Annotated in this window: 14 protein-coding genes; 2 read left to right on the top strand and 12 right to left on the bottom strand. The window is 47.7% G+C overall.

The genetic code is table 11. The annotated features are described in order from the left end of the window. Positions 1 to 261: 261 nt before the first annotated feature. The 9 genes from MHI45_RS00265 to MHI45_RS00230 all read right to left on the bottom strand — a co-directional run bounded on the left by MHI45_RS00265 (position 262) and on the right by MHI45_RS00230 (position 10,530). Complete coding sequence (locus MHI45_RS00265) at positions 262 to 1,599, bottom strand: voltage-gated chloride channel family protein (protein ID WP_341119142.1); 1,338 nt, start codon at positions 1,597 to 1,599, stop codon at positions 262 to 264. Between the two features lie 39 nt (positions 1,600 to 1,638). Next, positions 1,639 to 2,505, bottom strand: coding sequence for a DegV family protein (locus MHI45_RS00260; protein ID WP_076112004.1), 867 nt, complete (start codon positions 2,503 to 2,505; stop codon positions 1,639 to 1,641). 26 nt (positions 2,506 to 2,531) lie between these two features. Then, positions 2,532 to 3,074 carry a TetR/AcrR family transcriptional regulator gene (locus MHI45_RS00255; RefSeq protein WP_076112006.1) on the bottom strand — a complete coding sequence of 181 codons (543 nt, stop codon included), beginning with the start codon at positions 3,072 to 3,074 and terminating at the stop codon, positions 2,532 to 2,534. 182 nt (positions 3,075 to 3,256) lie between these two features. Further along, on the bottom strand, positions 3,257 to 5,563 hold the full coding sequence (locus tag MHI45_RS00250; protein ID WP_076112008.1) for a universal stress protein: 2,307 nt from the start codon (positions 5,561 to 5,563) through the stop codon (positions 3,257 to 3,259). A 70-nt stretch (positions 5,564 to 5,633) separates the two neighbouring features. Continuing rightward, the gene (kdpC, locus tag MHI45_RS00245; RefSeq protein ID WP_076112010.1) at positions 5,634 to 6,254 is read right to left on the bottom strand and encodes a potassium-transporting ATPase subunit KdpC; all 621 of its coding nucleotides are present in this window, start codon (positions 6,252 to 6,254) and stop codon (positions 5,634 to 5,636) included. A gap of 38 nt (positions 6,255 to 6,292) precedes the next feature. After that, complete coding sequence (kdpB, locus tag MHI45_RS00240) at positions 6,293 to 8,326, bottom strand: potassium-transporting ATPase subunit KdpB (protein WP_076112012.1); 2,034 nt, start codon at positions 8,324 to 8,326, stop codon at positions 6,293 to 6,295. Between the two features lie 19 nt (positions 8,327 to 8,345). Next, positions 8,346 to 10,022, bottom strand: a complete 1,677-nt coding sequence (gene kdpA / locus MHI45_RS00235) for a potassium-transporting ATPase subunit KdpA (protein ID WP_076112014.1) — start codon at positions 10,020 to 10,022, stop codon at positions 8,346 to 8,348. 71 nt (positions 10,023 to 10,093) lie between these two features. Then, entirely contained in the window at positions 10,094 to 10,171 is a 78-nt protein-coding gene (gene kdpF / locus MHI45_RS35055) for a K(+)-transporting ATPase subunit F (protein ID WP_076112028.1), read from the bottom strand. Between the two features lie 230 nt (positions 10,172 to 10,401). After that, positions 10,402 to 10,530: a hypothetical protein gene (locus MHI45_RS00230; protein WP_256718162.1), complete on the bottom strand. Its 129-nt coding sequence runs from the start codon at positions 10,528 to 10,530 to the stop codon at positions 10,402 to 10,404. A 452-nt stretch (positions 10,531 to 10,982) separates the two neighbouring features. Between MHI45_RS00230 and MHI45_RS00225 the strand changes: the two genes are divergently transcribed. Beyond that, the gene (locus tag MHI45_RS00225; RefSeq protein WP_256718168.1) at positions 10,983 to 11,741 is read left to right on the top strand and encodes a carbohydrate-binding protein; all 759 of its coding nucleotides are present in this window, start codon (positions 10,983 to 10,985) and stop codon (positions 11,739 to 11,741) included. 553 nt (positions 11,742 to 12,294) lie between these two features. Here the strand turns inward: MHI45_RS00225 and MHI45_RS00220 are convergent. Then, positions 12,295 to 12,918, bottom strand: a complete 624-nt coding sequence (locus tag MHI45_RS00220) for a hypothetical protein (RefSeq protein ID WP_076112017.1) — start codon at positions 12,916 to 12,918, stop codon at positions 12,295 to 12,297. Between the two features lie 358 nt (positions 12,919 to 13,276). Here MHI45_RS00220 and MHI45_RS00215 point away from each other — a divergent pair, with 358 nt between their 5' ends. Beyond that, positions 13,277 to 14,428: an IS110 family transposase gene (locus MHI45_RS00215; protein ID WP_076109383.1), complete on the top strand. Its 1,152-nt coding sequence runs from the start codon at positions 13,277 to 13,279 to the stop codon at positions 14,426 to 14,428. A 616-nt stretch (positions 14,429 to 15,044) separates the two neighbouring features. Here MHI45_RS00215 and MHI45_RS00210 read toward each other — a convergent pair. Then, on the bottom strand, positions 15,045 to 15,755 hold the full coding sequence (locus MHI45_RS00210; RefSeq protein ID WP_038591707.1) for a response regulator: 711 nt from the start codon (positions 15,753 to 15,755) through the stop codon (positions 15,045 to 15,047). Then, the gene (locus MHI45_RS00205) at positions 15,748 to 18,447 is read right to left on the bottom strand and encodes a sensor histidine kinase KdpD (protein ID WP_341118786.1); all 2,700 of its coding nucleotides are present in this window, start codon (positions 18,445 to 18,447) and stop codon (positions 15,748 to 15,750) included. Before MHI45_RS00205 ends, MHI45_RS00210 begins: the two co-directional genes overlap by 8 nt. Between the last annotated feature and the right edge of the window lie 76 nt (positions 18,448 to 18,523).

Below are 18,523 nucleotides of genomic sequence, written 5' to 3'. Positions count from 1 at the left end.
TGTAGCTCAAATAAATACAGCAAATCCAGCCCCAAAGCGGAGTTAGACAAGGATATTCGTCTGAGTGAAAAGAAATGCGTAACTTTCTTGCGTATAAAGAATAAAACACATGCGAAATAAAATCGCAGCTGTCGTTTTATTGTTTAAAAGATTCGCAAGAAAATTTCTACATTATCCTTTTCAACTCCAGTCATTAAAGTAACAGAATTTTACCATACCTTTTTTTTAATTTCAACCCAAGCATGGTTTTGATCAGCAAATCTACTGATTGGTATGATTTTCTCCGCTGGCTTGTGTTTTTCGTTTGCGCAAACCCTTGACGGAGGCTAGGGTGGTTCCTTCAGGAATAGAGATCAGAGAACTTTTCGATACGCCGATCTGCTGGGATGTATAAATTCCGGTATGTCCTGAGAATAAAAAACTGACTACACAAGCGATAAACATATAAACCGCCCCGGTGGAACCAAATAATTCAATTCCCATTATGAAACAGGCAATTGGTGTATTGGTGGCTCCGCAGAATACCGCAATAAAGCCCAGGGAGGCCAGGAAAGGAGCATATAAATGAAGTACACCAGCCAGGCTGTTTCCGAGTGTCGCCCCTATAGCAAATAATGGAGTAACTTCGCCGCCCTGGTAGCCTGTACCTAAAGTAAGTGCAGTGAAAATGAGCTTCCACAGGAATGCAAAAGGCGGCATTTCAGTCTCAAAGGACCCGCTGATGAGTGGAATACCAAGTCCCAAGTAATCCCTGGAACCTACGACATAAACTAAGGCAATAATAATGAGCCCGCCTACCGCACTCTTTAGCATCGGGTTTTTAAAGATGTAGGTGAACGTTCGCTTTAAAAAGTGGGTCAGCTCGCTGAACAACATACTGACTAAACCAAATACTATCGCAGCAGCGATCACTTTTAACAAGACGACAAGATCCAGAGCCGGAAAAACATCCACCTGATAATGGGTATGATGCACCTTCCATAAGCGGGTAGTCACCAGATCGCCCACAAAACTGGCTGTGAAACAGGGCAGCAGCGCTTTATGGCTGATGAGTCCAATCGCAATCACCTCTAACCCAAAAATGGTGCCGGCCAGAGGTGTCCCGAAGATTGAGCCGAAACCACCACTTATCCCGCACATCAGCAATATTTTCCGGTCCAGCGCATTGATCTTAATAAGTCTCCCGAATCCTTCGGCCAAGCTGCCTCCCATTTGTACTGCAGTTCCTTCCCGCCCGGCTGAACCACCGAAGAGATGAGTGATAAGCGTGCCAAACAGCACCAAAGGAGCCATCCGCAACGGAATTGCTTCATTACCCTCCCGGATTTGCTCCAAAATCAGATTATTTCCCTTGGCACTGTTTTTGCCATAACGCATGTATAGAAAGCTTACCAGCGCGCCTCCCGCCGGAAGCAGAAAGAGCAGCCATCCATGATTCAGCCGAACCTCAGTAACATAATCCAGACTCTTGAGGAAAAAAGCCGAGGCCGTTCCGGACAATACGCCTACTATGCCGCCCAGGACAATCCATTTCAGAAAAGTGCTCCACAGCGCCAGATGGCTGCTTCTTTCCGTAAGCGCCGCCCATTTCGCATACATGTTCTTCATTTGCTGTATTCCCCGCTTTTCCGTAAAATATCAGTCCTGATCAGCTCTGCGGTAGTAGCTTACACCCAAACTTCGTGGTGAGGTGCGGGAGAGAAAGCCGCTGATGCTCGAAGTCACAAGCACTTCGTCGCATCCCACTTTTTTAATCAACGCTTCCCTTAAATATTCAGCTGGCTGCTCTGCCATCGTCTGTGAGATAAGCACAAGTTTCTGGTCAATCTCGTCTTTGTTGTCAAATGCATTGTGCAGCATCTTATCCAGTGCTTTTGTAGCGCCGCCTTGTGGCTCATTCATGGAGAAATGCATTCGTCCCGACCTGACCGTTGCCGGACTTTTTAAATTCAAAGGACTTTTTATCCGATTATGCAAACCATAAACATTTCCACCCTGATTTACAAAGTTAAGCTTATCAAGCAGCATTTCTTCTTCCAGGTTTGTCCGGGAGTGATGCAGCTCTTTGGTTATAGTTGCGGGATGCCTTCTCTTCCTCGCCGCTGCGACTGCCCGCAGGACCATCATTGCCGTCCCTGAGGAAATGCTTGAGGAATCAATGACAGTGACTCTTCCTTCCGGAAATTGTTGGGCGGCTGCCACTGCATTCTTGTAGGTTGGGGATAACCCCGAGGCCATGCTGATGAATAACACATTGTCTCCGGCAGCAATACAAGGAGCAAAGAGAGTACTTAAGTCATGAGATGTTGGAGCGGCTATACCGGGAATCGTCCCCTTCTCTCTTACGTAGGTGTAGATCTCCTCAGTAGTTATATCGACCGTATGCCGAAATATCAGCTCATTACTAAAAACAACATATACAGGAGCTATGCCAATCTCATATTGTTCAATCACGGTGGGCGGCAGATCTGAAAGACTATCTGTAAATATCTTTACTTTTGTCATTTGGCAGTCTCCTTAAAACACTAGAATCATAGGATTCTAATGGCATTCCAACAGCTTTCTTCGACCCCTTCCAGCAGATCGGGGGTTTCGGTTAACACTCCAGACTTAATCAGTTTGAACAGCAGCACGAACGAACCATATACAATGGCAATCAGCGCATCTGTATTGAACTCTTTGATGACCCCAACTTTTTTACCATTCTCCAAAACTTGGCGAAACGTTCCAAGCAGCTCATCAAACACCTGCTTGCTTCGGTCATCCAGATAATAAGCGCTATTATGGGATTCGATAAAGAGCAGCGCATTTACATTATTATCGGCAAACTTCACTAAACGCTGAAAAATATAATGAAACTGTTCCCGAATATCCGGCGTGGAATGAATGGCCTCATATTTTAACGTGTCCGAGAACACTTGCACGCAATGCTGAAACAATCCGTTAACAAGCGATTCTTTATTGGCAAAATAGCGATATATCGTACCTGCCCCTACCTTCGCACTTTCAGCAATCATCGGAACGGTTGTGCCGTCATATCCTCTCTCGGCAAACAGCACCAAGGCCGCTTTCATGATATCTTCCCGTTTGTTAGTAGCCAGTGTAATCACCCTTACCTTAGACTGGAATGGTTCCGGATCAAACCGGTATAGATTAGAGCGGAATGAATATTCATTCTCTCATTATAAGACTTTAAAAGAAGAATGTAAAAGGAACCCATCCACAGGATCGGTTCCTTCTGTCTTCCTCACTCTTCTCATTGATCAGCCACCACCAGCATATCCATATGCCGGGCATGACGGAGCAGATAGTGGACGAAGCTTTTTTTGATGAGCGTCCGCCAGAGCGGCTTCCGCACCTGCCCGATGATCAGCTGTGTCGTCTTCACTTCATTGATCCTGATTAATAAATGCTCGTGCAGGTTCTTACGGCTTTCTGCCATAGTCACCTCTAAATTCCCTCCAAGCTGTTCTGTTAGGCGACGCAGCGTCTCCAGCCGTTTCTGCTCCTCGGGTGTTTCTTTCGAACTGCAGTGCACATAATGAACATACCACTCGGCTTTCAAGCGATGCGCGATGCGGAATCCGCGGCGAATCAGCCGCTCTGCCCTCGGTCCCAGATCCACACAGACGAAGATCACCTCTTTCCTGCTCCATGGGCCCCGCAAGGAATTGTCCCGGTCCCAGGCCTCCAGGCGTTCATCTACATCATCCGCAATTTCGCGGAGGGCCAGTTCACGCAGTGCAATGAGATTGCCGATCTTGAAAAACGATTCCAGCGCCTGGTTCACTTTCTCTGAGGCGTATATCTTCCCTTCCCGCATCCGCTCCTGCAGCATTTGTGGCGTTACATCGATCAGTTCGACCTCACTGGCCATTTTGAGAATCGCATCCGGCACAGTCTCCCTGACACGTACGCCGGTTAATTGGGCTACCGCGTCGTTCAAGCTTTCCAGATGCTGCACATTTACAGTTGTAATGACGGAAATGCCGTTTTCGAGCAGACGGATCACATCTTCATACCGCTTTCTGGTTATACTGCCGGGCACATTGGTATGTGCCAGCTCATCCACCAGGACGACCTCCGGGCGGCGGGCAATAATTGCGTCCGTGTCCATTTCTTCCAAATGCGTATTTTGATATAGAATTTTGGCCCGGGGTACCGTCATTAATTCGCCTATCTGCTCCTGGGTTTCCTTCCTGCCATGGGTTTCCAGCAGCCCGATGACAACATCGATGCCTCTGCTTTGAAGTATATTTCCCTCCTGAAGCATCTTGTAGGTTTTGCCGACTCCGGGAGCCGCACCGATATATACCTTAAAGGTTCCACGGCGGATCACTTCAATCTTCTTCTCCATCTCTTGACTGGTCAACCGGTGAAAAGGCTCCTTCTTCCCTTGCGGATTACGTTTGATCGGCAGAATCCGTTCTCCTTCCTGCTCGGCCCGGTCGGCCATCAGAAACACATCAATATTGCGGGTCTGACGCAGTACACGGTCAGCGATCGAGCCTTGCCACCGCTCCTGCCACCGGCTTTTTTGGGAGTGGCCCATGACGATCCGGGTCACATTGTTTTGAATGGCATAACGCACCAGTTCGGAAGGAAGCTGGCGTTGAAGGGTGAGAGGAAGCTCTTCAAACCTGGCGCCCACCCGCTCTACCAGCTTTACAATCGAACGCTTAAAGGTCTGCTGGTTCTTCGTCAGCGGCCGGTTGGGAATAGCAAATGTCACCACAATCAGATCACCGCCCAACCGCTTGGCGATTTGCTGGCCTCTTCTCACATAAAGCGACCCGTTCCAATGGTACTGCGCGGATACCAGTATCCGCTCCATCGCGCCGGAAGGACCAATGAGTCCATGTTCTTCGCGATGTTTCTCTAGCGAATCATTGACACCTTCGGCCACCAGACGCAGAGACAGCTCACGAAGCACGCCGAGATTGCCGGGTCGGGAGAGTGCAGGATGCGTCTCATGGCCTAAAACACCTTCCTCGATCCGCTTCAGAATAGTTTCAGGTGAGACATCGATCAAGCGGACCTCATCCGCAAGCTCCAGGGTATGCAGCGGTACGGTTTCATCTGCGCGGATTCCCGTCATTTGAAAGATGGTCTCACCCACTCCAGCCAATTCATACACATTGATGGTCGTAATTACGCTAATGCCGTTGTCCATCAAATAACGGATATCTTCCAGCCGCGTTTGAAAACGGGCTTCTTTGCGGTTGCGGTGCGCCAAGCCATCTACAAGCAGTACCTCGGGATTGCGCTCCAGCAAAGTCTCCAAAGGAAGATCCTTCTGCTCCTTGCCGTCTTTCAGCCAATGAATGCTGGGGACACGCTCCAGATCGGCAAGCTGCTGCATGGTTTCCGCTCTCTTCATCGTCGATACGGCACTGATTACAACATCAATGCCCTGCTTTTTCAATAACTTGCCTTCCTCCAGCATATGATAGGTTTTGCCTGATCCGCTGACGGAGCCGATGATAATCTTCAGCCTGCCCCGGTGCAAACGGTAAATGGAATACAGAATTTCTTCCGGGGTTTTGCGTTTGTATGGTGCCACTCGTTAACCTCCTATCCTTAAGCGGAAACTACCCCTGTCCGCTGGAAGCGCAGGCAGGGGTGAGCCGGTTCTAATTCGCCGGTGTTTCCATTAAAGCGAGATTTAGCTTCAGCACATTGACACGTTCCTCACCAAACACCCCAAGATCGCGGCCTTCAGTATATTTTGCCACCAATGCTTCTAGCTTATCTGCTGAAATACCGGTCAGATTGCTGATTCTGGGGATCTGTACCGTAGCCGCAGCGGGAGATATATGCGGATCCAGGCCGGAACCGGAGTTCGTGACCAAATCTATAGGCAGCTCACTAACCGGAACGTCAGGGTTATTCGCTTTCCACTCAGCTATAGTATTGCTGGTGCGTTCTAGCAAATCCGGATTGGACGGTCCATAGTTGTTCGATCCCGAGGCTTCAGCCTTGTATTCAATACTGGACACACGGCCTTGGAATAACGCCGGATTCTTAAAGTTCTGGCCAATTAGCTCAGAGCCAATCACCTGGCCTTCTCCATTCTTCAGCAGGCTCCCGTTCGCCTGGGAAGGCATAAGAACCTGGGCAAGCGCGGTAGAAGCTAGCGGATAGATGATCCCGCATAATACAACAAACACTAGGCTAAGTCTTATCACACTAAATATATATGAACCTTTAGAAACAGGCTTTTGCTCTATTGCGCCTGAATTGACGATTTGCATAATTTATTCATCCTTTCTTCTAGCCAAGTGCAGTGATCTTAAATCCATATGCTTACAACCAGGTCAATCAACTTTATGCCGAGGAAGGGAACCAGGATCCCGCCAAGCCCATAGATAAATATATTCCGGCTCAGCAGCTTGGTGGAGCTCATCGGCTTATACGATACGCCTCTCATCGCCAAAGGGATAAGCAATGGAATGATAATTGCATTAAAGATCAGTGCTGAGATAATCGCAGAGCTTGGAGAACCTAGTCCCATTACGTTCAGCACTTCCATCTCTGGAATGGCCAGCGTAAACATGGCGGGAATAATCGCAAAATACTTGGCGATATCATTCGCGATACTGAAGGTTGTTAATGCTCCGCGTGTCATCAGCAGCTGCTTGCCGATCGCCACAACCTCAATGATCTTGGACGGATCGGAGTCCAGATCAACCATATTGGCCGCTTCCTTCGCCGCTGTGGTTCCGCTGTTCATCGCAAGTCCCACGTCCGCCTGTGCCAATGCAGGCGCATCATTCGTACCGTCCCCAGTCATTGCCACCAGCTTGCCTTCACTTTGCTCCCGGCGGATCACCTCGATCTTATTCTCCGGTGTACTTTCGGCAATGAATCCGTCGACTCCAGCCTCAAAGGCGATAGTAGCGGCAGTCAGCGGATTGTCCCCTGTGCACATAATCGTCTTGATTCCCATTTTGCGCAGTTCATCAAATCGTTCCTTCATCCCCGGCTTAACCGTGTCTTTCAGATAGATGAGTCCATATATCCGGTTATCAACTGCAACAGCCAGCGGTGTTCCTCCTTTGCCGGCAATGGCATTCGTTTGCTGATCCAAATGATCTGGAATCTGCCCTCCTTGAGAAGACACCAAGCGCTTAATGGAATCCACAGCCCCTTTGCGAACCATCCGGCCGTCCTGAAGATCCATTCCGCTCATCCTCGTTTCGGCGCGAAATTCTATAAACTCGCCTCCAGCCATAAGGCTGTTGTCGTAACTGTATCCTTGTTTCTTGGCCAGCTCAATGACGGAGCGCCCTTCCGGCGTCTCATCTTTCAGCGAGCTGACAGCGGCCCACCCGGCCAGATCCTCTACCGTCTCATTGCCCACAGGTACAAATTCACTGGCCATACGGTTGCCAAAGGTAATTGTGCCGGTCTTATCAAGAATCATCGTGTTGATATCTCCGGCAGCTTCGACCGCTTTACCGGACATGGCGAGTACATTGAACTGGGTAACCCGATCCATGCCCGCAATTCCGATTGCTGACAGTAATCCCCCAATGGTAGTGGGGATCAGACAGACCAGCAGTGCAATCAAGACCGGAATTTCCAGGTTGACCTCCAGATAAGCGGCGATAGGCTGCAGGGTGACTACCACGATCAGGAAGATAATCGTCAAGCTGATCAATAGCGTGTTCAACGCAATTTCATTCGGTGTTTTCTGCCGTTTGGCTCCTTCCACCAGTGAGATCATCCGGTCAAGGAAAGACTCGCCGGGTTCACTTGTAATCTGTACCTTGATCTGATCACTTACGACTCTCGTACCGCCTGTCACGGAGCCAAAATCTCCGCCGGCTTCTTTAATAACGGGAGCCGATTCACCTGTTATAGCCGATTCATCCACGGATGCCAGCCCTTCAATGACCTCGCCGTCGCCGGGAATAAGTTCTCCTTGACTGACAACAACGACATCGCCTTTACGCAGTTCGGAGGAAGCAACTATCTTAATGACGCCTCCCACCAGTCTATTCGCGGAAATATCCTGCTTGGTCTTCTTCAGTGTATCCGCCTGTGCTTTCCCGCGGCCTTCCGCCAGAGCTTCCGCAAAATTGGCAAACAATACAGTAACCAGCAGTATGAAGAAGACCGCTATATTGAAGCCTCTAGCCTCCTCAGCGTCGAAATAACCAGGGGCGAGAATCATTAGCAGAACAATAATTGTTCCAATTTCAACCACAAACATGACCGGATTCTTCATTAGTGTCATCGGATTCAGCTTGATAAAGCTGTCCTTGACTGCACTTCGTATAATAGGCCCACTCAGCAGCTTCTTTTTTTGTACAGTACTCATCTCTATTTCTCCCTCTTTCCTACCGTAGAGTCAAATGTTCAGCAATCGGCCCCAGGACCACGACCGGCAGAAATGTCAGTGCACCAATGATCAGCACCGTACCGATCAAGATGCCGGTGAACAGACCGTTGTCTGTACGGAATGTGCCGATTGTCTCGGGTACGGGTTGCTTGCGGATCAGGGAACCTGCAACGGCGAGCATTGCAATGATTGAGATATAGCGTCCTAGCAGCATTACAATACCAGTCATCACATTCCAGAATGTGCTGTTGTCCGCAAGTCCTTCGAAACCTGAACCGTTGTTGGCAGCAGAGGAAGTGTATTCATATAACACTTGCGTCAGACCGTGGTACCCGCTATTGCTAATAGCCCCTTGCCCCAGATCCGTCAGGAATGAGGCTGCTGTCGGTGCCAGAATGATCAGCGGATGAATCAGTATCGCCACCGCGATCAGCTTCATCTCCCTCGCTTCAATCTTTCGACCGAGGAATTCCGGCGTCCTCCCCACCATCAGCCCGCACAGGAAGACCGCAAGCACGGCGTACATCAGCATATTGATAAGGCCCACGCCTTTGCCACCGAAGACGTTATTCAGCATCATTAATGCAAGCGGCGTAATACTTCCCAGCGGGGTTTGGGTATCATGCATATTATTGACGCTACCTGTCGTCGCTGCGGTTGTTACTGCCGTAAACAAGGCGGATTGCGCTACACCGAAGCGGACTTCTTTTCCCTCCATGCTGCCTTGAGAAGTCTCAATCCCCAGGTCTGCCATTGCCGGATTTCCTTTGATCTCCGCAGCATAATTGAGCGACAATAGCAATACGAACAAAGTCATCATGGCCGCAAAGATGCCCCAGCCCTGCCGTTTATTCTTAGCGAACAGTCCGTACATGTAAGGCAAGGATGCGGGCAGCATCCACATGGACAGGATTTCAATGACATTGGTAAGCGGTGACGGATTCTCAAATGGATGTGCGGAATTCGCCCCGAAGAATCCTCCGCCATTCGTTCCCAGATGCTTGATGGATTCCAGTGAGGCAACCGGCCCGATCGCAATCTGTTGAGCAGCACCCTCCAGCGTAGTTACCTCCAGTGTAGGTTTTAATGTCTGCGGAACATGCAGTGCTACTAAAGCCATTGTTACAAGCAGTGCAAGCGGCAGGAACACCCGAATAATCGCCTTGACGAAGTCTTCGAAGAAATTCCCCAGTGAATTTTTACCGGTAATCCCTCTCACAAAAGCTGCTGCAACGGAAAAACCGCTGGCTGCCGATGTGAACATCATCATGGTGATAACCGTCATCTGCGAGAAATAGGAAAGACCGGTCTCCCCGCTGTAATGCTGCAGATTAGTGTTGGTCATGAAGCTGATTACCGTGTTAAACGTAAGGGTCTGTTCCAGCTCAGTAATTCCATTCGGATTTACAGGCAGTCCGCCCTGCAGGCGGAGAACCAGATAACCGAACACAACCAGCACAATGTTGGTAGAAAGAAAGCTGAGTGCATAGGTCTTCCAGGACATCCCTTCACGGTTTTTCAGGCCGCTCACCTTGTATATGCCTCGCTCGAATCCCCCAAAGATCCGGTCCAACCGGTTTGGTTCATTTGAGAACACATGATATAAATAAGTTCCTACCGGTTTAACCAGCAGCAGCAGTATGGCAATGACTACGACGATTTGTATAATACCCACGAATGCCCCTCCTTCTTATAATGAGCTTCAGCTCAATGCTCTATATGTCTTGCTGTTTTTTACCGCACTGCCTAAAATTTCTCCGGATGAATCAGGGCGTAGACCAAATAGAGAAACAACAGCAGCGTTGCGATCAGGACCACTGTCATTGCTCTTTCCCCCCTTTATCGTCGATGACGTGCCCACACCACTGTGCAAACGCATAGAACATACCGAAAAACACAGCGAGTGCCACCACCATATACATGTCCATCATACCCTTCGCACTCCTCTCCAACATTCTCTCATATCTGCTTTTAACTACTGATTCAGCGTAACATCTATGCCATTAGTTCAGGGTTAGGGTTTGCATGAGAGAATAAAGATTGCATTAAGATTGTCAGAATTCATCATCTTCATAGTCTCCTGCCCTCTTTAAATCAATGTAGTCGTAAATCTTCTTAATGGTATAAAGCACCACGATCACGATTGCGATCAACCCGGCATTTTTTAAAAATTCATCCATCATAAAGATCCTTTCCTGAATGTCATATTTAGCTACCGGTTTAGAATAGCACTCACGGCATTAATTCAGGGTCAGGGTTTGTATGAGCGGATAAAGATTGCATTAAGTTGATCGTATAGACGGCGAGTCCTTCCTTTTCTGAAACCAAAAAAAACCGCCTTCACGCAAGACGGTTAATTCCGTACTACAGTATCCAGTTAGTCTGTACATTCTTCCAGATGCGAAAGTACCCTTACTTAATATATTAAATATGTTACTAATTTACTATTTACATCAAGCCTAATTAAGATTATTGTATTAACAGGAAATGATTTCCTTTCCGTAAATTGCAATTTCGTTTCAGAGTGTTGAGGGAGGGATGAAAGAACAATAACGCGTATAAATGTATGTCTTCCTTGTCGGCTCAGACTCAGGTGTAAAAATTTTAAATTAGAGGAGCGAGAACTGTGAAAGCAATGAAAAAACTTTTTGCTGGATTGATGATGTTTACTCTGATTTTTGGTGTATCCTTTGCCGGATCGGCATTTGCCAGCGGTAATGAGGTCAAGCTTATTGACTCGGATGTCGGCGTTATTTATAAACCTGGATATGTCGGATTCAGCGGCAATATTGAAGTTGCTAATCTGGGACCCGTGAAGAATGTGACTGTCCACTACACGACAGATAACACAAATTGGTATGATACGAGTGCATCTTATGTTGGGACGGCGGATGTAAACCGTGAGAAATGGCATTTTGGCATTTCCAGAACTGATTCTTCAACAGATCATTTGGAGTTGAAAAATCTGGACTTCATAAAATTCGCAATCAAATACGAAGTGAATAACCAGACCTATTGGGATAACAACGGGGGAGCGAATTATTACAATCAAGTGAATCATACAGTTCCCCTAAGTTCAGTGATTTTGGGATCACCAAATGTGCTTAACGCCAATAGCACTCTGAGCAATGGTGAATTTAGCGGCAATATCTATGTGAAAAACCTGAATCCGGCGAAAACAGTAAAGATACTGTACACAACGGACGACTGGGCAACAACTCATGAGGGCTACGCCACTTTTAATGGCTCCGTGAATAATTTCAATAGTGTTGAAAGATGGAGCTATAGTTTCAATGTTCCGGGTGCTACAAATGTTAAATATTCGATTGAATATACAACTGGCGGGCAAACGTATTGGGATAATAACTATGGCCATAATTACGAGGTATTCTAATTCATTTTACATTTAATAGCAGGATCACAGGCGGCTTATTATTCCGCTCTGTGATCCTTTTCTCTGTGGAGACCAAGTATCTCCACTATTTATAACGCTGCTTAGTGTTCCTATTGATTTTACACTTTTCTTTATTGAATCATTTTGTACCTATAGATTGAACTTATAATTCTTCTATTTTGGGATTGGTCGTGACTACAGAGAATGTTTGGACTTCCGGCCGCTGTTAGGTTTGGATTTCCTGAATTTAACCGCGAATCGCGGTAGAAATCCAAACCTAAAGGCGGACGCTGTCGCTCCTACAGTTCCAAAATCCCCCTCCGCCACTTTTCCCTACATGTAATTCTCAAGTTCAATCTATATTGCATAATTATAGTCATTTACTTGAATACAAATCTTTTGACCTTCCACAGAAAGAGCCTTCTCAATTTGTAAATATAGTGATTAAAGGGCTGTCAATAAAAGAATCATTATTTTCAATAAAAAACTTTCACAAAGTGAATTAAAAAAATGCCCATCAGCCGAAGCCGTTGGGCAGATATATAACATTTTATTAGTGAAAAACTGTAAGCGATCCATCTATTGGGCTATCCATATCATTCAAAATACCAAAGTAATACGTCTTATTTTGATTGAGATTATAGAATATCGCATTTGCAGTTATGCCAACAGTCCCCTTATAGGTTGCAGCAACATTTCCAGTTGTAAGTTCATAAGCAACAATTCTATATTTTCCAGTTGCCCCATGATTCACTGGGGTAGTAGTAACATTGATATATATTATTTTCTCACCATTAACAGGGAAATAATAATTCGTAAATACATAGTCCTCTACATAAGAGAAGGAGCCTGAATAAGAGTTATTTGCCAAGTTCCAAAAGTTAGTTGGAGCATTACTTCCTCTTGCAGCAACGTTTTTCTCAGTCAGAACTTGCACAGGCTCTGTGGATAGAGGGACAGTGATATTAGGGACATCAGTAACTTGAACAGTAGAATTTGTCTCAATCTGTGTTGTATTTAAATTATCTACGAAATTGCTACTTGGAACAACCTGAGCAATTCTGGCAGGTGCATCCGAAGCATTTGGTGTAGAACTTGCCGCCGATACAGAAATAGAGATGGAAGTTAACAAAAATGCTGTAGCTAAAACTGTAAACACTTTTTTATTTTTCACCATTCAACCTTCTTTATAAATTATTATTATTGAAAGTAGGGACCCTAAAAGCCCGCAGCGGGTTCATTTACTCGTAACGGACTCAGGAGGCGCTATGGAGAGTAAAACCCCTGTTTATTCTCTTATGCGGACCCAGGCGACCTTATCAGCTCTGCATTCTATCTAAAAACGGCTATCAGGGAGAAATAACTGCGCTGGAGTCCGTTGTCCTCCTGTAACAGGTTAAAAACCCCAAATAGTTATCATGAACGAAACCGACATCGCAATTTGTTTATCTCGTAGGTTGAAATGGAAATCCTAAGAGTGAATGGCTCAAAGATTCCAAATCAGAGCTAACAAACAAAAAGGAGTCGGTTTACTAATGAGTATCGTCAAAAAGTATATTGGATTAGACGTATCCAAAGCCAAAGTTGCTGTAGCCATCGCAGATGAGGGCCGAGGTGAACCCCGCTTTTGGGGGATTATCGAACATACCAAGGAACGCATTCTAAAGCTTCTGCAGCAGCTGCAAGGTTCCGGGGAATCCAGAGTGGAACTGGAAGTCTGCTACGAAGCCGGGCCCACCGGGTATATGCTTCACCGCTGGCTGCTCGAATCCGGTATTTCTTGTACGGTTGTCGCTCCCTCCCTCATCCCTCAGCGGGCCGGCGACCGAATCAAGACCGACAAGCGGGATGCGCTGCGTTTAGCTCAGCTGTTTCGTGCCGGCGAACTGACCGGTGTCTATATTCCATCCCCGGAGGAGGAAGCTCTTCGGGATCTCGTTCGAGCCCGGGAGGACGCTAAAGAAGATATGAACCGCCACAAGCAGCGGATGGGTAAATTCCTGCTGCGTCTACAGCTCGCTCCCCCAAGCAAGGTCAAGGCATGGACATTCGCCTACGAAGAGTGGTTGGACACCCTCCGCTTCGAGAGTTCCTGCCACCGTATGGTCTTTCAGGAGTACCGGGAGAGCATTCGGGAAACGGCTGAACGACTCCGGCGTTACGAAAAAGAGATCGAGCTTCTCTCCCATACCCATGCGCAGGCGCCGCTTATTGAAGCACTTGAGGCGCTGCGAGGGGTGGCTACACTTACCGCGACAACACTGGTGTCGGAGATGGTCAGCGTGACGCGGTTTGCCAACGCCCCCTCGTTCATGAGCTACTGTGGCCTGGTGCCCAGTGAGCACTCCAGCGGCGTGAGCCGCAGTCAAGGAAAGCTGACCAAGGCGGGCAATGCGCATTTGCGACGGGTGCTGGTTGAAGCTGCCCACCATTACCGGCATTCGCCGGGCGTGCGCCGCAAACTGCGTGAGCGGATCAGCGGACTGCCCCCGGAGGTACAGCGGATAGCCTGGGAGGCACAAAATCGGCTGCATCGCAAATATATGACCATGCTGGGAAAAGGGAAACACCATTCTAAGATCATAGCCGCCATTGCCCGGGAGCTTGCCGGTTTTGTATGGGCGATTGCCCGAGCTTTGGAGATAGATGACAGGAACTCAAACCCGGATTCTCGGCTCGCAGGGTAAACACTTTCCGTCCGTTTACTATAAAGTGACGTTGTATGTCACTGAAAAAAGCGACTCCCTCAAAAGAAAGGAGATGAATGCCGGGAAGCCGGAGCATGACTTACCTTGGAGGCAAAATCGAGCAAGGTGAAGAGAAACGCCGCGGATGCACTTTGTGCCCGTTTGCTTGCGAACGATGGACGGAAATAGTTAGCGGCAGGCTCTTCAGATGAATAAATACCATGTGTAAACCCACGAATATCAGGATGCCGACCAGCGAATGATTTTTGCCTCCAAGCTAAGGACATGCTCTCTCCCTAATCTTTTAGAAAGATGTCACACTCAGGGTCAACCCTTTGGGAAAAAGGGACCCCCTCTTTAATGACGTCAATTGATAGGTTTGTTTAAGTGCGCCAAAAATGATGTTGCTACAGCGGCGTTTGACAGTTTCGTTCATATCAAGTGCAACTCGGTCCGTTCATGCTCAGAGCCAGGAATAGACTTTCCGGAAGCACACACACCTTGCGGGTGAAGCGGTTTGAAGACACGCCCTAGTAGAATGGGTGCTTTGAAATTTCTCGTTAAATTCTTCCAGGTCTACGCTGACATTTTCATGAATTCTAAGCGTTAACTCAGGTCACTTTGTATCGTCGCCAACCTGCAGCATACGGTAACCAACTCCGATATGGGTTTGAATGTACTTTGGCTGAGAAGGCAGCTTCTCTATTTTCTTTCTCAGAGTCGCCATAAATACGCGCAAGGCAGGGATGTCATAGGTATGACTGCCCCAGACTTCATGCAGGATGTAATTATGGGTCAATACTTTTCCCACATTTTTGGCCAGTAGGCAGATTAGCTTGTATTCAATGGGAGTGAGGTGGATTTCTTCTTCGTCCAACAATACAATGCCTGCCGAATAATCGATTCTGAGACTTCCGTTAGTAAAAATAGATGCATCCTTCAGCAGCTTGTCACTATCGTACCGGATGCGCCGCAGGCTGACCCGGAGCCTCGCCAGCAGTTCCTCCACGCTGAAGGGTTTGGTCAGATAATCGTCTGCGCCTGCATCCAGCGCGTCGATTTTGTCCCGGTCTTCACTGCGGGCGCTGACTACAATAATCGGGATATTCGACCATGCCCGAACCTTCTTTATAATATCTACGCCATCCATATCAGGAAGTCCGAGGTCCAGTATCATAATATCCGGCTGCTTGGAGACCGCCTCCAGAATCGAGGCCTGGCCTGTTTCAGCTGTATGGTACTTATAGCCCTGCGTCTCCAGTGTTGTAGTAATCAATTTGCGGATGGGCTTGTCATCCTCGACGACAAGAATTAAAGGCTTATTCATGAACAACCACCTCCACGGCCTGCAGGGTAAAGCGGAATACTGTACCTTGCGGAACATTATCTTTCACACTTATTGTGCCTCCATGAGCAGTGACAATAGATTTACACAATGAAAGCCCGAGTCCCAACCCGCGGCGGCCATCTCCGCGGATATTATCCGCCGTATAGAACATGTCAAACAGCTTGGCCTTCGCTTCTTCCGGGATACCGGGACCGTCATCGGAAATCTCTACACTGACCATTTCTTTATCGCGTCTCGCCGAGACTGTAATATGCGACCCGGTCCCGGTATATTTAATTGCGTTGTCGACAATATTGATCAGGACCTGAATAATCAGCCGGGAATCCATTTTAGCCATAAGCAGCTCTTCATCAAGTACGGTGCTGATCATATGATCTATGCTGCTTCGATGAATATGAAGCAAAGCTTCCGCAATAACTTCCTCCAGAAGCTCTCCCTGCATATTCAGATTTAATGACCCATTATCAATCCGGGTAATGGACAGCAGGTTCTCCACCAGATTAATAAGCCACATGGAATCATCATAAATATCGGTGTACAGCCCCTTCTTCTGTTCCTCGCTCAGCACCTTGGAGTTTCCGATGAGGATTCCCGCATTGCCGGATATACTGGTCAGGGGGGTACGCAAATCATGGGAGATTCCCCGCAGCAGGTTCGCCCGCAGCTGTTCCTGCTGAATTTGGATCGAGATTTCTTTTTGTTTTTCGTTTAGCATTTCTTTTTCCAGCGCCAGCGCACATTCTCCCAGCATGGCAATCATCAGACTTTTCTCAAAAACCTCCAGCGGGTCTTCCTTATCCATGGCGATGGCTGCCACTGCAAATACGCAATCTCCTCCCCGCACCGCATGATACAAGCAACTGGCGGCAGAGAAGGTATCTGTGGTAGCCCCGGCCCGTTTGTTATTCTTATAGACCCAGTCCGCAACAGCTTGTTCATTTCCGCCCGAAAACTCTTGAGGATCCACAGCCGACTCTTCCTTTAAAAAAACGAGCGGCTCAGATAAGCTGTCTTGCTGAACCGGATAAAAGATAATCGTTCTGTCCAGCAGCTTCACCATTTGCTGTGCCGTCTCATGAATGATTGCCGTGGTGTCTTTCGCCTGCTGCAGTTTACGGCTTGTCTCCAGAAGCACCTCTGTCCGATAAGCCTTTTGCGCGGATTGCCGGGCCTGCTCTTTTACCCGCATTGTCAGAGTGCTTGTGATAAAGGAAGCCGACAGCATCACCAGGAAGGTAACCGGATAACCCGAACCATACGCCTGTAAAGAAAAATAAGGTTTGGTAAAAAAGTAATTAAACACAAGCACACTAACAACCGAAGACACAGCGCTGTACAGCCGGCCTCCGGTAACCATCGCATTGAGCAGCACCCCCAGAATATAGACCGTGATAATATTTGCTTCCCTGAAACCGAGATAATTAAACCACAGTCCGATTAAGGTGCAGACAACCAGAATTCCAGTCGTCTTGGCTGTGTCAGCCAGTGACAGCTCGGGATAGCTCACATATTGCGGAAATCTTTTATAGAACGTAGGCTGGGTGTCCGGAATAATATAAATGTCGATATTGGGTGCAGATGCGGTCAGCTTATCGGCCAAATTCGCTTTTGCAAACCACTTCTTTTTGTTATGGGAGCGCCCCACCACGATCTTCGAAACCCGGCTTGCTTTGGCATACTCCGCAATCTGTCCAGGGATATCTTCTCCGTAGACTGTGGCAATTTGTGCGCCAAGCTGCTCTGCAAGCCTAAAGTTCGCTCTAAGTTCCGCCTTGTTTTTTTGGGTTAGCTTTTGCGTCTTCGGTGTCTCCACGAACAATGCGGTGAATTCCCCGTGAAAAGCCTCCGCCATTCTCGCCGCCGTGCGGATCACCTTTTTATTGGTAGCCGCCGAAGAAAGGCAGACCAGGACATGGTCTTTGGCATAATATTCGTTGGTTTTTACCTGAGTACCGATGTGTGAAGCGATTCTGTTCAATTGATTTGCCGTGTACCGCAGTGCAATCTCACGCAAGGCAGTCAGTTTTTCTTTGATATACAAATGGGCATTTGCCCTTTGTGCTTCTTCATCCGGATAAATGTTCCCCTTGTTCAGGCGGTCGATCAAATCATCGGGTTCAATATCAACCAGTTCAACCTGATCGGCACTATCGAATACACTATCAGGAATACGCTCCTCTACAGAAATACCGGTTATTGAAGCGACTACATCCTGCAGGCTTTCAATATGCTGCACATTAATGGTGGTATAGACATGGATTCCTGCGCGAAGCAGCTCGCTTATGTCCTGATATCTTTTTTTATGCCGGCTGCCAGCTGCATTGATATGAGCCAGATCATCTAACAGGATAAGATCAGGTCTTCTCCGGATCGCACGGTCCAGATCAAACTCCTCTGTAAGGATACCGTTATAGGTGACTTCCAGTGGCGGCATCAGTTCCAGACCCTTGAGCAGAATCAGCGTCTCCGGCCTGTAATGAGACTCAATATAGCCTGCAGCAACATCAATTCCGGCTTTTTGTTCCTCATGGGCGGCACTCAGCATGGCACAAGTCTTGCCGACACCTGCCGCGTAACCGAAGAATATTTTCAGTCTTCCAAGTCTTTTCTCTTCCGGTATGTCTGGAATCTGCTCAAATACGGAAGCTGAGCCGGTGCGGTTTGTTGCCATTTGGCTACCCCTTTTACAATATCTTCGCTTTTAGCGCTAGTATATCATGAGCAAAATCTGCATAGTGTTACAACTT

Source organism: Paenibacillus sp. FSL H3-0321 (assembly GCF_038002865.1).
Taxonomy (GTDB): Bacteria; Bacillota; Bacilli; order Paenibacillales; family Paenibacillaceae; genus Paenibacillus_AQ.
The sequence above is the reverse complement of the archived record's forward strand: the minus strand, read 5'-3'. Positions and strand labels throughout refer to the sequence as shown.

Coding starts and splice junctions, on each gene's coding strand:
- MHI45_RS00225 (WP_256718168.1), top strand. CDS start 10,983: ATGAAAAAACTTTTTGCTGGATTGATGATGTTTACTCTGATTTTTGGT.
- MHI45_RS00210 (WP_038591707.1), bottom strand. CDS start 15,755: ATGAATAAGCCTTTAATTCTTGTCGTCGAGGATGACAAGCCCATCCGC.
- MHI45_RS00255 (WP_076112006.1), bottom strand. CDS start 3,074: ATGAAAGCGGCCTTGGTGCTGTTTGCCGAGAGAGGATATGACGGCACA.
- MHI45_RS00265 (WP_341119142.1), bottom strand. CDS start 1,599: ATGTATGCGAAATGGGCGGCGCTTACGGAAAGAAGCAGCCATCTGGCG.
- MHI45_RS00215 (WP_076109383.1), top strand. CDS start 13,277: ATGAGTATCGTCAAAAAGTATATTGGATTAGACGTATCCAAAGCCAAA.
- MHI45_RS00230 (WP_256718162.1), bottom strand. CDS start 10,530: ATGATGGATGAATTTTTAAAAAATGCCGGGTTGATCGCAATCGTGATC.
- MHI45_RS00205 (WP_341118786.1), bottom strand. CDS start 18,447: ATGGCAACAAACCGCACCGGCTCAGCTTCCGTATTTGAGCAGATTCCA.
- MHI45_RS00220 (WP_076112017.1), bottom strand. CDS start 12,918: ATGGTGAAAAATAAAAAAGTGTTTACAGTTTTAGCTACAGCATTTTTG.
- MHI45_RS00260 (WP_076112004.1), bottom strand. CDS start 2,505: ATGACAAAAGTAAAGATATTTACAGATAGTCTTTCAGATCTGCCGCCC.
- kdpC (WP_076112010.1), bottom strand. CDS start 6,254: ATGCAAATCGTCAATTCAGGCGCAATAGAGCAAAAGCCTGTTTCTAAA.
- kdpF (WP_076112028.1), bottom strand. CDS start 10,171: ATGACAGTGGTCCTGATCGCAACGCTGCTGTTGTTTCTCTATTTGGTC.
- kdpB (WP_076112012.1), bottom strand. CDS start 8,326: ATGAGTACTGTACAAAAAAAGAAGCTGCTGAGTGGGCCTATTATACGA.